Here is a 16856-nt window from a genome sequence, read left to right on the forward strand (position 1 = left end):
ATCCCCCCGATGCTTTGGGGGACTAAGACTTCATCAGCACATCTTTAGAAAAATGTTATAACTGTACTTTTGTGATAACCGCTATATTGACTAATCACTAATCACTAGCCTTCAACTTCGCTCAGGCTAAAATGACTAACAACCAATAACCAATAACCAATAACCAATAACCAATAACCAATAACTAATAACCAATAACTAATAACCAATAACTAATAACCAATAACCAATAACCAATAACTAATAACTACTGACTACTGACTACTGACTATTTACTAATAATTATTTTTGTTCTGGATGCGCGGCCGCCGGCGAAGCTGAACCCATTTGATTGATAGCAGCAATTAGCTGATAAAGCCGCCCCAAATTCCGCTGGTTGAAATGCAAAGTCAGGCGCGGTAGATCGAAAGTTGGATCTCCTATTTCTGGAGCCAAAGCTTGACTTTTTGCGATTTTTCCGGTGACAACAATATCGCTAAAATCAGTATTTAGCCGATCGACATTTTCCTCAGAAAGCTCTGTTTTCAAGCGAATTACCAGTTGTTCGCGCACGTAGCGGCAGGAGTGATAAACTTGATAAAAACTCGCGATCGCCTCGCAAGCTACATTTACATCGTCTGTAATCGTGTAGAGACTGCGATCGTCAGCAGAAATCAAACCCCGGCCACCCAATTGTTTTTGCACAAAATTATTCCAATCAAGCCAATAATCTCCTCCGGGTCGATCGATCAATACCAAAGGAGCAGGCCCGAATTTGCCGGTTTGAGTCAAAGTCAGACACTCAAAAGCCTCGTCGAGAGTGCCAAAACCGCCCGGAAACAAAGCCAAAGCATCGCTTTCCCGCAGAAAAAATAACTTGCGAGTGAAGAAATATTTAAAATTGAGCAACTTGGAGTCGCCGGCAATGAAAGGATTGGAATCTTGCTCGAAAGGTAACTGAATGTTGAGCCCGAAAGAACGTTCAGCAGTCGCCCCCTCATTCGCCGCCTGCATGATTCCGCCGCCGCCACCAGTAATCACCATAAATCCCTGCTGGGCGATCGCCCGTGCAAAATCTCTCGCTATCAAATATTCCGGCGATTTTGGGGATACCCGCGCCGAACCAAAAATCGCGATTTTGCGAACGTGGAGGTAAGGATAAAACAGGGAGAAAGCTTTTTCCATATCTCGCAGAGACGACGAGATAATTTTCCAGTCCAGGCGATCGAGCTCCTCTCCTGCCATTTGCACTATAGTCGAGAGCGATCGTTCGATCCACTCTGAGTGCTTCAACATTGGTAGGCGATCGATCAAATCGAGCGCATCAGCTTGGAGGGACTCAAAACCTTGACTTGAAGGAACCATGAACTTTTCTGAAATGGTAACAATTTATTGCTAAAAAAATTAAGGGGCAAGCCAAATTTAGAAGTTAATAGCCACCAGCAAATTGCCCTGCTGACAACTAATAACTTTTCTACTAGCTTTGCCCCCGTTCTGAAGCTGCGGCTTTCGCTGCCCAAAAAAAAACAGTGCCACACTGCTGGCAGTTGGGCGAAACTTACTTACTTTTTGCACCATTCTCGCTTAACAGGCTGTAGGCCCTGTTAAGCCAGATATCGAATTTCTTGTGGGTGGGCAGTTTCAGCAACCCGCTCTTGAAAAACTTATGGCAATGGTGCAATATGTTGGGTTAAATGTACTTTTCCAGAGTGTTGGCCAGAGTAGTTTTCGGAACTGCCCCAACCACCATATCAACCCGCTGACCGCCCTTAAATATCATCAGCGTCGGAATGCTGCGGATACCGTATTGGCTGGCGACGTTAGGGTTTTCATCGGTATTAACTTTTACTACCTTCACTTGCCCTTCATATTGGTTGGCAATTTCCTCTACGACGGGTGCCACCATGCGACAGGGCCCGCACCAAGGAGCCCAAAAATCCACTAGAACTGGAACTTCGCTATCGAGCACTTCCTGCTTAAAGGTAGAGTCGGTTACTTGCGCGGCTGCTGACATCCCTAGCCATCCTTGTAAATACTATTTCTTGGTTAACAAGTTTAGCAAATAGTGTTACCACTTGCATGACCGATTTTAACAGAACGAAGTTTGGCAACGAATGTTGTAACGGATGTAACCGATTGAACGGATTGATGTTAAGGGCGCAAGACATTCGTGCTGGGGCGATCGAGCAAAACCGAGCATGAGAAATACTTTTTTCGCTCAAAACTGAAAAGTCATCAAATCCCGTAGCATCCCAATTACGAGGGTGGCTGCGCCTCCGGCTACCATTTTTGTGATGGTAATCCATCGGACATCAGAACAGCCCTCCCTAATCTCCCCCAAAATTGGGAGCAAACAGCCTTAACCCCTTAGCCAGTAAGCAAACAAGAGCGCCGGCACTCAAAAAGGAACCGCCCGAACAGTAGTCCGGGCGGAGTGTGGTGTGAGGAGTGAACGGAAACTTTTGTCTCCGCTTCCTCTATTGTGACATCTCCTTTTGGATAATTCCACAAAAATTCTGTAAATTTTGAGACTCTTGAACAAATTTTGTCAAGATATCCTGGAATTCGATCGGTAAATCTACTTACCCATGCCCAACTGCTGAGCTTTTTGATAGACTTTACCCTCAGTCAGCAGAGAAGGAGCAATCACAACTTCCACTTGCTGCATCTCCTTAATATTTTTCGCACCCAGAGTTCCCATGCTAGTTTTCAGAGCTCCGAGCAAGTTGTGCGTACCGTCATCTAGCAGGGCCGGCCCCCGCAAAATTTGCTCCGCAGTACCCGTAGTCCCGACACGAATCCGAGTACCCCGCGGCAAAACAGGGCTCGGAGTCGCCATCCCCCAGTGGAAGCCCCGGCCTGGAGCTTCAGCAGCCCTAGCAAAGGGCGAACCAATCATCACTCCATCGGCACCGCAAGCAATGCACTTGCAGATATCGCCGCCGGTAATTAAACCACCGTCAGCAATCACCGACACGTATTTGCCAGTTTCGCGATAGTAGTCGTCCCGCGCGGCGGCGCAGTCTGCTACCGCTGTGGCTTGAGGAACGCCGACACCCAATACGCCCCGAGACGTGCAAGCAGCTCCCGGCCCGATGCCCACGAGAATGCCTGCAGCGCCAGTTTTCATTAAATTCATGGCGACTTCGTAGGTCACGCAGTTGCCCAAAATTACGGGTATTGGCATCTCTTGACAGAACTGGGTCAAGTCTAAGGATGCGATCGACTCAGGGGAAAGAAAAGCTGTCGAAACTACAGTTGCTTGCACAAAAAATATATCCGCTCCGGCTGCGGCAACTGTTAAGCCGTATTTGCTCGCGCCGGCTGGTGTACCGCTGACAGCAGCAATCCCTCCTCCAGCTTTAATTTCTTTAATTCTGAGCTCGATTAATTCGGGCTTAATGGGTTCTGCATAGAGTTGCTGCATCAGGGAAACAAATTCGTGGTTCCCCACAGAAGCGATCCGCTCTAAAATTGGTTGGGGGTCGGCATAGCGGGTTTGAATTCCTTCTAGGTTGAGGACGCCCATTGCTCCCAATTCCGACAGCAAAATGGCCATCCGCACATCGACTACTCCATCCATTGCGCTAGCGATGATCGGGATTTCTCGATCGATCCCGCCAATCTGCCACTTGGTATCTGCCAAACTCGGATCGAGAGTGCGCTGTCCGGGTACCAGCGCGATTTCATCTATGCCGTAAGCTCGGCGAGCGCTTTTGCCCCGCCCAATTTCAATATTCACGCTGTTTCACTTCCACAATGTATTTAAATTAGATTAACAAAATCGTAGCCTGCTTGAGGGTAGCGATCGCGCGAGTGTGTTAAAAAAAGTTCGGCACTAATTCTGACTCTATGGAATCCCAGGAAATACTTTTTATCAGCAACGGCCACGGAGAAGATGCGATCAACTGTCAAATAGTCCAAGCTTTGAGAGCATCGGGCGCGGATGTTGACGTGGCTGCGATACCGATTGTAGGCGACGGGGCTGCTTACGGGCGATCGGGCGTACCAATTATCGGGCCCACAAGTCCCATGCCATCTGGCGGAGTTTTTTACATGAATCCCCTGTTTTTCCTCAAAGATGTGAGGGCGGGGCTAGTTCGTTTGACTTTACAGCAACTCAAGGCTATTAGGAAGCATTCTCCGCGCTGCGATTTGGTGGTGACGACTGGAGATATTGTCGCGGCGGGGTTCGCCCATGCCACAGGTCGGCCCTATATAATTTTTCTGTCAGCTCATTCTACTTATTACGAAGGGCTAGCCGATTTGGGTTTCCTCTTGAATTATTTGCTTTCCTCCGAGCAATGTCTAGCCATTTTCACGAGGGACGCATTGACTGCTGCGGACTTAAACCGACAGGGTTTCGAGAAAGCTATATTTGTCGGCAATCCTGTCATGGACAACCTCAGTCCTACAGGCAAAGATTTGCAGTTAAAAGCCGGAGTTAGGACGATCGCCCTTCTCCCCGGTTCTCGCCTCCCCGAAGCCAGCGACAACCTGATTTTGCTGCTGGAATTAGTCAAAGAAATTGCAGCCACTGCTTCGCAATCAGTGCAGTTTCGGACCGCATTAGTTCCGAGTCTAATGCTCGAATTAGATAATATTACAGCACAAGCCGGATGGCTGCACCGAGGAGGAAAGCTAACTTTTCCAGGAATCAAACAGCCAGGTAGCGAAGAAGCAGAAACCGTGGAAGTAATTTGTTATTCAGACGCTTTCGCCGACATTGTGCAGCAGTCGAATTTAGTAATCGGGATGACAGGAAGTGCGATCGAACAAGCAGTAGGCTTAGGGAAACCCGTAATTACCATCCCCGGAAACGGCCCATCATTTACCTATCGGTTTGCAGAGGCTCAAAGTCGGCTTTTAGGTGGTTCCGTACAAGTTATTGGCACAGAAACAGCAACACTTGACATTATTAAAGAAGCTGCTTTAGCAGTCGAACACACATTGCAAGACAAAAAATATTTAGAAACTTGCGTTAAAAATGGCTTAGAAAGAATGGGCGCACCAGGAGGCAGCCTCAAAATTGCTAATTACATCGCAAAATATCTAAAATAAATTGTTACCACAATCCTGCACGCATAAAACCTCCACAACCCAATTTTTGTCATTTCTGCCAACTGTGACAAATGTTCTCGCCTGAGACGATTCGGCGGTTAAAACCGCGTCTGCACTTTGGTATCAATTAGCATCAGCATCATTCAATTCTCTTTTCTTTCTCAGCGTCCTCAGCGTCCTCTGCGGTTTAATCAAATCCTCTATTATTTCAGCAACTCCGAAACAGTCTTAAACGAGTAACCTTTTGACTGCAAAGTCTTGACAATTATCTCAGTTGCTGCTACGGTTTTCGAGCGATCGCCCCCGCCATCGTGCATCACCACAATCGAACCCGGTCGCACATTATTAATCACCTGATTTGCAATATCATCTACCGTGTGAGTTTCCTCATAATCTTGAGAATCCACATCCCACATAATCAATTTTTTGTGCATTTGGGAAACCAAATAAGACAAACCTATAAATCTCCGTCCCCAAGGTGGCCGAAAATTAATACTGTCCTGCTTCACCCCATTTTTCTGCAAAAGCTTGTCAGTTTTTTCGATCTCAGAAACCAAATGTGGCTGGGGTTTAAACATCATATCTTTGTGAGAGTAGGAATGGTTTCCCAACTCATTTCCCCTCGCCACAATCATTGGCACGATTTCTGGATGTTTCTCAATATTGCGACCGACTTCAAAAAAAGTTGCTTTAATTTGATAGCGGTCTAAAATATCTAAAAGCTGATTTGTATAGGGAGGATAGGGGCCGTCATCGTAGGTAAGCGCCACAACTTTCTGTTCAGTATCAGCGCGGTTGAAACCGAAATAATTGTGAAAGTTAGTAACATTGATTAACAGTGTCGCTGCGAAAAATAACGCTATTGTGAAAAGCAGAAACTTTTGTAAATTTTTACCGATTCGCATAGTTGCACGCACTCGATTTAGAATGACATCGATTAGGACTTACGCATCACAACCTGCATAAACCCGGTTTTAGGCTGTTTCTGCGGACTTTAACGAAGTATTTTCAAAAAAACCCGGTTTCTGACTGCCCGTGCGTAAGTCCTAATCGATGTCAGATTATAGCACGATCGGGGGCAGATTAGTCTTGACATTCTCCTGAATAAAAATGTTATACTCGCAGTCAGGGTTATCTACTCATCATTCGACCTTTGGGACTTTCGACAAAAAAAAGCTGTAATTCACAAGTACGAAAGCTAACTATAAATAAAATTAATTGAACAATACTCAAGTTTTTTTTCAGCAACAGTAATTCCCAACATGATTTCACTGCCAGATATCACAATTGTCAGCCAAATCTATGAAAGTGCTAATTCCCTCCTATACCGAGGCATCCTCAAATCAAATCAGCAACCTTTGATTTTGAAACTCCTCAAAGAGGATTACCCCACACCTGCCGAACTCTATCGCTATCAGCAGGAATACGAAATCACTCGCCGTCTCAACCTAGAGGAAACGATTAAAGCCTACGAACTGCGAAAATACGAGAACACACAAGTCATGTTGTTGGAGGATTTTGGAGGAGAGTCATTAAAAATTCTGCTGGAAAATCGTACCTTTTCAGTATTAGAGTTTCTCCACCTTGCCATCCAAATCACAGATGCTTTAGCCAAAATTCATCAAAAAAATGTCATTCACAAAGATATCAATCCGTCCAATATTGTCTTGAATCCTCAAACGGGACAATTAAAAATTATTGACTTTGGCTTATCTACCATCCTATCCCAAGAGAATCCCAGCCTCAAAAGTCCTAACCTTCTAGAAGGAACATTGGCTTATATATCTCCCGAACAAACAGGGAGAATGAATCGAGTAATCGACTACCGCACCGACTTTTATTCTCTGGGCGTTACTTTCTATGAACTGCTAACCAACCAGTTGCCTTTTGCATCCGTCGATGCCCTTGAATTAGTCCATTGCCATATTGCCAAACAACCGACTCCACCTCATGAAATCAATCCCGAAATTCCCTTGAATCTCTCAGAAATTGTCAGAAAGTTAATGGCAAAAATGGCAGAAGATAGATATCAGAGTGCTTGGGGAATTAAGGCAGATTTAAAAACTTGTCTCACTCAATCTATAACTGGTCAAATTAAAGCTTTTTCCTTGGGATACCAAGACATTTATCCTCAATTACAACTCCCTCAAAAACTGTACGGAAGAGAATCACAGATTGAATCATTATTGGCTGCTTTTGTTCGCGTAGCTTCGGGAGAAGAGAAACAACTAGGTGCGAGCAACCCAACGACAACTGAGTCACAAAATTGTCAGCGACAAGGACAAACTGAACTCATGCTAATTTCTGGATACTCTGGTATTGGAAAATCAGCTTTAGTTCAGGAATTGTATAAACTCATTACTCAAAAACGCGGCTACTTTATTGCAGGTAAATTTGACCAGTTGCAACGCGATATTCCCTATCAAGCTTTAGTCGCGGCCTTCCAAGAATTGGTGCGGCAACTGCTCACGGAAACTCAAGCGCAATTAGAACAGTGGCAAGAGAAGATTCGAGGCGCATTAGGCAGCAATGGACAAATTATTATTGATGTCATCCCCGAAGTTGAACTGATTATTGGCAAACAGAATCCTGTCCCAGAATTGCCACCAACAGAAGCAAAAAATCGGTTTAATTTAGCTTTTCAAAACTTGATTCAGGTCTTTTGCCAAAAAGAGCATCCTCTCGTCTTATTTCTAGACGACCTTCAATGGACAGACAGCGCTACGCTGCAATTAATCCAGTTGATAATGACCGATTTTACTACTCAATATCTGTTTGTAATCGGAGCTTATCGAGATAACGAAGTCACTGCAACTCATCCTGCAATGCTGACTTTATCTGAGATGAAAAAACAGGGAGTAGTAATTAATCATCTCTCCCTTTCACCCCTAAATTTAAACCAGGTTAATGAATTCATTGCGGATACGCTGAAAACTGAGTGCGTCCCTACGCAAAGATTAGCAGAGTTGGTTTGGAAAAAAACACAGGGAAATCCCTTTTTTATCAAAGAGTTTCTCAAGTCACTTTATACAGAGCAATTGCTAAAATTTGATACTAATGCTGGGGCTTGGGATTGGGATTTAGAGCAAATTATAACTAGGAATATTACTGATAACGTTATTGAGTTCATGGCAGATAAAATTCAAACCTTATCAGAGTCAGCACAAAAAGTTTTACGATTAGCCGCTTGTATTGGCAACAAATTTGATTTACAAACCCTTTCCATTATTAATGAAACTTCTCAAAAAGCAGCGGCAAATGAATTGTGGGATGCCATTCAATCGGGATTGATATTACCCATTGGGGATGATTACAAATTCCTGAAAACAAACCGAGAAGCGAAGGAATTAAAAATTACCTATAAATTTGCTCACGATCGCATCCAGCAAGCCGCCTATTCCCTAATTCCCCCAGACGACAAGCAAGCCGTTCACTGGAAGATTGGGCAACTTTTATTGCAAAACACTTCGCCACAGAACCTCCAACAAAAGATTTTTGATATTGTCAATCAACTCAACTTCGGTATAGAAGCAATTGACGTTCAGTTAGAAAGAGATAAACTGGCTCAATTAAATCTGATTGCTGGCAAAAAAGCGAAGGCATCAGCAGCTTGGAAACCCGCCTGCAATTACTTAATAATTGGTATAAATTGCCTGAGTGCAGATAGTTGGCTTCGTCAGTATGACTTAACTCTGGCACTGTACGTGGAAACAGTAGAAGCTGCTATCTTGAGTGGCCACGTTGAGGAAATGGAAAAATTCGCTGACCTTGTGCTTCAACAAGCTACTTCATTGCTGGACAAAGTGAAAGTCTATGAAGTCAAAATTCAAGCCTATACAGCACAAAATAAACCTCTGGAAGCTATAGATACGGCACTTTCAGTATTGAAAATGTTAGGGATTCGCTTTCCTAAAAAAACAACTAAATTAAATATTTTCCTTGAACTGTTGAAGACTAAGTTAAGTTTAGGATGGAAGCGAATCGAGGATTTAATCGACCTACCAGTGATGACTAATCCTGATAAGCTGGCAGCAATGCGTATCCTATCAACTGTCGTTTCTGCTGCCCATTTAGCCACACCTGACTTGGTGCCGATAATTGCGTTTAAACAGGTAAATTTATCCATTAAATACGGGAATACTTCTGTGTCTTCTTGTGCCTATGCTACTTACGCACTAATTCTGTCGGGAGAAACCGTAGGAGACATTGAGACAGGTTATCAGTTTGGACAACTTGCTCTCTTATTACTCGATAAGTTTAATACTAAAGAACTCAAAGCCCGAACCCTATTTATTGTTAATTACTTTGTCAACCATTGGAAAGAGCATCTTAGGGAAACTTTAAACCCTTTGCAAAAGGCTTACTCGATCGCTCTAGAAACAGGAGACTTAGAATATGCAGCTTATTCAGTTTGCGTATACTGCTACCATTCCTATGTATTGGGGAAGGAATTGGCAACAGTCGAGGGAGAGATGGCCATGTACAGTAATACCCTCAGCCAACTGAATCAAGAAACATCATATTACTACAACCAACTGACTCGACAGGTTGTATTGAACTTGATGGGACGGGCTGAAGATAAGTGCCGTTTAATCGGTGAAAGCTATGACGAAACAAAAATGTTGCCTCTGCATATAGAGGCGAATGCTCAAAATCTTTGTCGATCCCTCTATTTTTTTAAGTTAGTTCTCTGCTATATTTTTCAAGACTATCAGCAAGCTATAGAAAATGCCAAATCAGCCGAAAAATATAGCGATAGCGCTGTAGGTACTATTCCTCTCTACCATTTCTATAATTCTTTAGTTTATCTCGCTATCTATTGTGACGCACCAAAATCCGAGCAAAAACTCATCCTCCAGAAGGTGAAAGGCAACCAGAAAAAGATCAGAAAATGGGCGCATTTTGCTCCGATGACTCACCTCCATAAATTCTATCTAGTGGAGGCAGAGCGATATCGAGTTTTGGGTGAAAATGTTAGGGCGATCGACTACTACGATCGCGCCATTGCCTTAGCCAAAGAACATGACTACATCAACGAAGAGGCTTTGGCTAATGAACTCGCTGCCAAGTTTTACCTCGCTTGGGGAAAAGAGCAAGTTGCCCAAGCCTATATGACAAATGCTTACTACTGCTATTTACGTTGGGGTGCCACAGCTAAAATGACAGATTTGAAACGACAGTATCCAAAACTTTTAAAGCGTTTTACGACAGCCAATACGTCCATAGATTCGCGCAACAGCCTGTCTAATACCTCTGGCAGCACTTCAGGTGAAACCCTGGATTTGGCCGCATTGATGAAAGCATCTCAGGCGATCGCCAGTGAAATTGAGTTGGATAAACTCCTCACTACTTTGATGAGAATCCTGCTGGAAAGCTGCGGGGCACAAATTGGCTATCTAATTTTAGAGTCTCAAGGACAACTAAGAGTCGAAGCGTCAGGTGAGGCTAACTCAAATCAGGTGATGGTTTTGCAATCGACTCCCATAGAAACCTGCCTGCCTTTGTCGATTATTCAGTATGTTGAAAGGACTCAGGAAGGACTGATTGAAACCAATGTGGCCCGTGAAGGCAGGTTTACCCAAGATGCTTATATCAAAGCACACCAGCCCAAGTCTATTCTTTGCGCCCCTCTGCTCAATCAGGGGCAATTAATTGGAATTGTTTACTTGGAAAATAATTTAGCAGAGGGCGTTTTTACACCCGATCGCCTGGAAGTGATTCAACTATTATCAAGTCAGGCGGCGATCGCCCTTACCAACGCCAGACTCTATACTCAAGTACGATCGACGCAAAATCGCCTGAATAAATTCCTCAATGCTATACCTTTAGGCATCTCCGTTCACGACGCCAAAGGACAAATCATCTACACCAATCAAGTTGCACAGCAATTACTGAATATTCAAGATTTACCCAAAGCCGAAACCGAAAAATTATCACAAACCTATGGCGTTTATCGTGCAGGCACTGGGGAGATGTATCCAGTCGAACAGCTACCCCTAGTGCGATCGCTTGGCGGTGAAAAAGCTCAGGCTGATGATTTGGAACTGCATCACAGCGACGGGAGCATTTTTGTAGAAGCAACGAGTACGCCAATTTTCGATGATACGGGTAATGTAGAGTATGCGATCGCAGCCTTTCAAGATATTAGCGATCGCAAACAAGCCGAAAAAACTCTCATCGAAAATATCCGCTTAGAACAAGAAATTAGCGATCGCAAACAAACAGAAGCAGAACTCGAACAAGCAAAAGAAGCAGCCGAATCAGCCAACAAAGCTAAAAGCACTTTCCTCGCCAACATGAGCCACGAATTGCGAACTCCCCTGAACGCTATTCTAGGCTTTTCTCAACTGATGAATCAGGATACAAATCTGTTAAGTGAACAAACAGAAAACCTCAAGATTATTCATCGCAGTGGAGAGCATTTATTATCTCTAATCAATCAGATCCTTGACCTTTCCAAAGTAGAAGCCGGACGCATGACGCTATCGGAAACTAACTTTGACATTCATCAGTTCCTAGCCGATATCGAGGAGATGTTTGCGTTGCCAGCAAAATATCAAGGCTTACAATTACGATTTAAATATGCTGCTGATGTTCCTAAATATATCTACGCTGATGAAGTTAAGTTGCGACAAGTGCTGATGAATTCAATCAGTAATGCTATTAAGTTTACCTCTTCTGGAAGCGTGTCTGTAGAAGTAAAAAGTAAACAGGCAAAACCCCAAAGTGAAGCCGAAACACACATCACCAAAAACCAACAACAAACAACCATTATCTTTGAAATAAAAGATACAGGACTTGGCATCGCTGCAGACGAACTAGAGAAACTATTCAAACCCTTCGTACAAACAGCATCAGGTCAAAAAGTACAGCAAGGAACAGGATTGGGACTGACGATTAGCCGTCAATTTATCCGCTTGATGGGAGGTGAAATAACAGTGATTAGTGGTGGCAAAGCTTTCACTCCCGGAATCCCTCTGGGGGAATTATCTGATGATACGACGCCTATACCAATATCTGGTACAACATTTCAATTTGAGATTTCTGTGAGTATTGCTGATGGAAACCAAATTCAAAACCAACCCTACCATCGTCGCGTTGTTACTTTAGCACCCAACCAACCCCAATATCGTATCCTAGTAGTCGATGATAAAGATGACAATCGGCAACTGTTAATTAAACTCCTCAAACCTCTGGGTTTTAAAGTGCAAGAAGCGAGTAACGGTATTGAAGCACTTGAAATTTGGGATTCATACTCACCACACCTGATCTGGATGGATATGAGAATGCCCGTTATGGATGGTTACGAAGCAACAAGACAGATTAAAAGTACAACTAAAGGGCAAGCTACTGCTGTTATTGCTTTGACAGCTAGCGTGTGGGAAGAAGAAAAGGCAATTATTTTATCGGCTGGCTGCGATGATTTTGTGCGAAAACCCTTCCCCACAGAAGCTATCTTTGACATTATGGCTAAACATTTGGGAGTCAGTTATATTTATGAGGAGCAAGAGCTATCGTCTTCGGCTGATAATGTGAAGGGAGAACCCTTAAATTTAACAGATTTATTAGCAACCATGTCACCAATATGGATTGTAAAATTGCATGAAGCAGCTCTTGACGCGGATTCCGAATTAGTGTCTGAACTCCTTGAGGAAATTCCTGATTTCCAAGTTCTAGAACTTCAGACTCTCAGAGGTTGGCTGAATAAATTTCAGTTTGAGAATATTCTCGATTTAACTGAACCTTTGGTTGGTGAATCTTGATGCAGCAGATTGCAGTTGTATCAAGTAAATTATCGATATATCCCCCCTAACCGCCCTTAATAAGGGGGGGACAAGAGTATTCAAAGTCCCCCGACTATCCGGGGGATTTAGGGGGATCTAAACTCACCTAAAAATAGTAGCGGTTGAAACCGCCGAACGATTTTGGGGGTGACTTAATTCACTTCAATCATTGAGTTTAGGGGAGACTGTTTTAACTTGGTAAGGTCGCGGATGGTAATTGAGCAGCCGTCTCCCAATTTCACAGCAGTTACATAACAGCATTTGCCAATGTCATCGCTTTCTAGATGCACCTCTCCTGCAAGTGATTCTCCAGTCTCCACAACCTCTACTAATAAATCAAATAATTTTGGAATCAATCTATCGAGCAGTTTTTTTAGAACGGGTTCGCCCGCTAGTTCTGTGCGTTTTTTCCCTAAGAGTCTGGCAAAGACAGGGTTAACTACCAAGCAGCGAAAATCTTCAATTTCTCCACCAATATCCCCTCTCACCGCCTGCACTGCGGCTATTGCATCCAGAGAGGAGTTTAGCAAATTGGCCAGCAGGGTGCGAGATTGGTAGGCAATTTCTGCGGTTTGCTGGTGTCGCTCGATTGCTTCTTTAAGCTGGCGTTTTTGGTGCCCGATAGTGACCTGAGTTTCGAGGCGAACTAGCACTTCTTCCGGCTCAAAAGGTTTAGAGATGTAGTCAACTCCCCCTACCTTAAAAGCTTTGACTTTATCAAAAATTTGGTCAAGTGCGCTTAAGAAAATAATCGGAATTTCTGAGGTGTTTTCATCGGATTTGAGGGCTTGGCAGACTTGATAGCCGTCCATGTCTGGCATTTTAATATCCAGCAATATAGCATCGGGGGGATGATTGCGAACTGTTCTCAAGGCCATCGCACCATTGGTGACGCAGCGAACTTTATAGCCATTCTTATTGAGAATTTCTGTGAGAAAACGCAGATTTTCTGGAAGGTCATCAACAATTAAAATGTTGCCTTTGCAAGTTTCTAATTCATTGATGTCACTTCCTTGGGCCGCAGTCATCGTCATAGGTTCGCCTTTTGCATTGGCGATCGCAGTTGCAGTTGTGGTGTTTTGCTTCTCTACCAGAGAGCGAAAGTTATTCTTAGTAACTTTTTCCCCCATTACGTCTGAAAGGCGCTGCCACAGGATGGCTGCTAAATCTTTGATATGTCCTATGCTCAGGTACAAGCTGTCAGCAATGACACTATAAGTTGCGTTTTCCCAAGCAGCTTTTAAGATTTCTTTTTCAAGCAAACTTAAGGTTTTACTGGTTTTGGACTCTAAGGCTGATTCGATAAATTCTAGGGCTTCTTCAAAAGTCATATACACATCCATCTCATCGGGTAAAGTTTTTAAGTTTTGAACCCTAGCTTTGAGTTATACACCGTAGTAAGTCGGTGGGGAAATTCCTAATAGCTATTATGACAGACTTATTGACAATTACGCTCTGGGCGATCGCCCCCGATCCTCATTTTACCTTGTCGAAGCAAAAGTAGCGATCGCCCGCTTAATTCTTTTTGAGGGCGATCGGCTTAAATCCTTGTCAGCACAAGGCTTTTAAGTTGATTGTCACCCCCGTCAGCTCTTTGAGTTTGTTCGCATACATTTTTGCCCACCTCTTTCTTCACCAGTCCTGGACGCACTCCCACCAAAGAAACCGGGTTTTTTACCGAATCTGCGGGCTGCAACCTCTGTATTTTCGTAAAAAAACCCGGTTTCTGGGCCCCCATGCGTAAGCCCTATTCACATAACGATCCGAATGATCCGACTTTTCCGACTTTTCGATCCGACTTTTCCGACTTGCTTTAGGCCGATCGTCCAAACATACTATTGAATAGCATCCACCAAAAGACAGAGAAAAGTATCAGTCATGCTGTCGATCTGCTCTATCTAAAGATAGATAGTAAAACCAGGGCGTCCGACTTTTCCGACTTTACGAGCCGACTTTTCCGACTGACAGGGGCGGGGGAGGGAAGCCCTGATACAGACATGGAAAGGATGCAGCTTCAAAAAAAGAGCAACTGAATCCAATCTTTATCCGCATAAATACTGAGACCACACTCAGCTAGATGTTTGCGGGATTGGGGTGCAACGAAAAAAGCAACAGAGGAATGTTCCTTCACATCGATCTTTCACCATTTTTTAAGTCATGTCAAATTCTCAATCCGTTATTGCAACAGACATTCGGTGTTGTCCAGAAGATATAGAGAAAGCATTTTGGCAGTTATGGCAGCAGAACCGAGATGATCTTTACCGTTGCTGTCTCAGGTGGATGGGGGGGAATCCTGCTGATGCCGAAGAGGTGCTCAGTCGCGCCATGCTCAAAGCTTGGGATAAATTGCCAGACTATGCCGAAAAAATCACCAACCTCCGAGCTTGGATCACCCGCTTAACCCATAATCTATGTATAGATATACATCGAGAACGTCGCCGGAAGGCAATGCAGATCGAGGATATTGAAGAAGTAGCTGCTACAGGAAATTCAGCAGTTATTTCTGGTTTGAACTCTCCTGAAGAAGCACTTCTACATCATGAGTTGGGACAGTACATTCGCCGCGCTATTGATACTCTTCCTTCTCGATTACGCAATCCGTTTATCCTGCGTTACTGCCACCAGATTGCCTATCAAGATATTGCCCAACAACTTGCTCTCTCGCTCAATAACGTTTACAAGCGCATCCAACAGGCACGAGAAATTCTGCAAAAGCGTTTGAGCGGGTATTTGTCAGGGTTGGATGATGCTTTGTCAGATTCCTCCGAGTCGTCTCAAAAGGGGGACGTTGCCTTTAGCAGCGATGATTTTGCTGTAGGGGTAGTACCCCAGTGCCTACCCCGTCAAGATTGTGGGGCGATTCCCTACGGGATAGCTTCGCTTGACGCGGGGGAATTGCCCCTACAATCCGCTGAAACGATCGCATCCGACTCGATCGCCCCGATGACAGAGAACATTGGCGAGACAATTAATTATCAGGTAACAGCAATATGTCTAGAAACACTACATTCCGGGTGGTATCCCTCACTCAGTCCTCTGGGGTGGAGTTGAATGCTTACCTGGTTGGAGACTCCAAGCCAACCAGACAAGAGCAGAAGCTGAAAACATTAAGTGAGTACGTGCACCAGTATCCATCTGGGTGGAAGAAGCGGTTGGAATTGGCGAATTTGCTGTATGCAATGGGTCGTATTGAGCAGGCGGTTGAGGAATATCGCCAAGCGATCGATCGGCAGCAACCACCATCGATCGGCGTGCGGTTGCAATGGGGGAAACTTTTGCAGCTTATGGGACAAGAGGTTGAGGCCGTAGCGGTTTATGAAAGTGCCTTGGCCAATGCACGCAATGAGGCGACTCGGCAGCATATCAGCGGATCGATCGCACTCTGTAGAGGTGACACTCCGGCAGCGATACTGGCTTTTGAGTCGGCGGCTTCCCTAGAACCAAATAATGCGGCTCACTGGCTGGCCTTGGGGCAGGTGCAAAGGGGCAGAGGGGATGCGGTTGCAGCTTTGCGAGCCTTTGATACGGTTTTGTCACTGAACCCGGATGATGTTGTAGCGCTGATTGACAGCTACGACGCTAGTCAGGCGGTGGGGAATGTGCGCCAAGCGCAGCGCAGGTTGAGCAAAGCGCTAGAGGTGGCTCCGGGTGATTTTGGGGTACTCAAACGACTGGCGGATACTCGTTGCCGGATGAGATTGGTATCCGGTGAGGAGGGGAAGCAGACTAAACAGATGATTGGTTCTGTGCTGCAACTGGCTCCTGATGCGGCGGATGCCCGCGAGTTGCTGGCATATTATCACCTTTTCCGGGGCGAGTCGGCTAATGGGGTTGGGGTGTTGGAACGGTTTACTGAGGAACACCCAAATCATCCTAGGGGTTGGTATTCCTATGGGCGTTACTTGTTCCATACGGGGGAATATCAGAAGGCGGCTGAGGCAATGCTGAAGGCTTATCGTCTGTATCCCCAGGATTGTGAAATTTATCGGGCGTTGTGTGAGATGTTGCCTGCTGCGGAGATGACTTCTTCCC

9 protein-coding genes are annotated in these 16856 nt (G+C 44.6%); 4 read left to right on the top strand and 5 right to left on the bottom strand.

Annotated features, from left to right (window positions below; all coding sequences use genetic code 11):
• Nucleotides 1-282 precede the first annotated feature (282 nt).
• The 3 genes from IQ263_RS04670 to IQ263_RS04680 form a co-directional block, all read right to left on the bottom strand.
• Nucleotides 283-1344, bottom strand: coding sequence for an LOG family protein (locus IQ263_RS04670; protein ID WP_194066393.1), 1062 nt, complete (start codon nt 1342-1344; stop codon nt 283-285).
• Nucleotides 1345-1669: 325 nt separating this feature from the next.
• Nucleotides 1670-1993, bottom strand: a complete 324-nt coding sequence (gene trxA, locus IQ263_RS04675) for a thioredoxin (protein ID WP_194011591.1) — start codon at nt 1991-1993, stop codon at nt 1670-1672.
• A 564-nt stretch (nt 1994-2557) separates the two neighbouring features.
• The gene (locus tag IQ263_RS04680; RefSeq protein ID WP_194066394.1) at nt 2558-3721 is read right to left on the bottom strand and encodes a GuaB3 family IMP dehydrogenase-related protein; all 1164 of its coding nucleotides are present in this window, start codon (nt 3719-3721) and stop codon (nt 2558-2560) included.
• A 110-nt stretch (nt 3722-3831) separates the two neighbouring features.
• Here IQ263_RS04680 and IQ263_RS04685 point away from each other — a divergent pair, with 110 nt between their 5' ends.
• Nucleotides 3832-5040 carry a lipid-A-disaccharide synthase-related protein gene (locus tag IQ263_RS04685; RefSeq protein ID WP_194066395.1) on the top strand — a complete coding sequence of 403 codons (1209 nt, stop codon included), beginning with the start codon at nt 3832-3834 and terminating at the stop codon, nt 5038-5040.
• A gap of 203 nt (nt 5041-5243) precedes the next feature.
• On the opposite strand, the gene IQ263_RS04690 is transcribed toward IQ263_RS04685, so the two are convergent.
• Nucleotides 5244-5957: a polysaccharide deacetylase family protein gene (locus tag IQ263_RS04690; RefSeq protein WP_370588969.1), complete on the bottom strand. Its 714-nt coding sequence runs from the start codon at nt 5955-5957 to the stop codon at nt 5244-5246.
• Nucleotides 5958-6302: 345 nt separating this feature from the next.
• Here IQ263_RS04690 and IQ263_RS04695 point away from each other — a divergent pair, with 345 nt between their 5' ends.
• The gene (locus IQ263_RS04695) at nt 6303-12803 is read left to right on the top strand and encodes an AAA family ATPase (RefSeq protein ID WP_194066396.1); all 6501 of its coding nucleotides are present in this window, start codon (nt 6303-6305) and stop codon (nt 12801-12803) included.
• A gap of 173 nt (nt 12804-12976) precedes the next feature.
• On the opposite strand, the gene IQ263_RS04700 is transcribed toward IQ263_RS04695, so the two are convergent.
• On the bottom strand, nt 12977-14155 hold the full coding sequence (locus tag IQ263_RS04700) for a response regulator (RefSeq protein WP_228049788.1): 1179 nt from the start codon (nt 14153-14155) through the stop codon (nt 12977-12979).
• Nucleotides 14156-14981: 826 nt separating this feature from the next.
• On the opposite strand from IQ263_RS04700, the gene IQ263_RS04705 reads away from it, so the two are divergent.
• Nucleotides 14982-15875, top strand: a complete 894-nt coding sequence (locus IQ263_RS04705; protein ID WP_194066397.1) for an RNA polymerase sigma factor — start codon at nt 14982-14984, stop codon at nt 15873-15875.
• Nucleotides 15815-16856, top strand: a 1042-nt coding sequence (locus tag IQ263_RS04710) for a tetratricopeptide repeat protein (protein WP_228049789.1), incomplete at its 3' end; no start/stop codon positions are given. The genes IQ263_RS04705 and IQ263_RS04710, both read left to right, overlap by 61 nt.

Source organism: Tychonema sp. LEGE 06208 (assembly GCF_015207505.1).
GTDB lineage: Bacteria > Cyanobacteriota > Cyanobacteriia > Cyanobacteriales > Microcoleaceae > Microcoleus.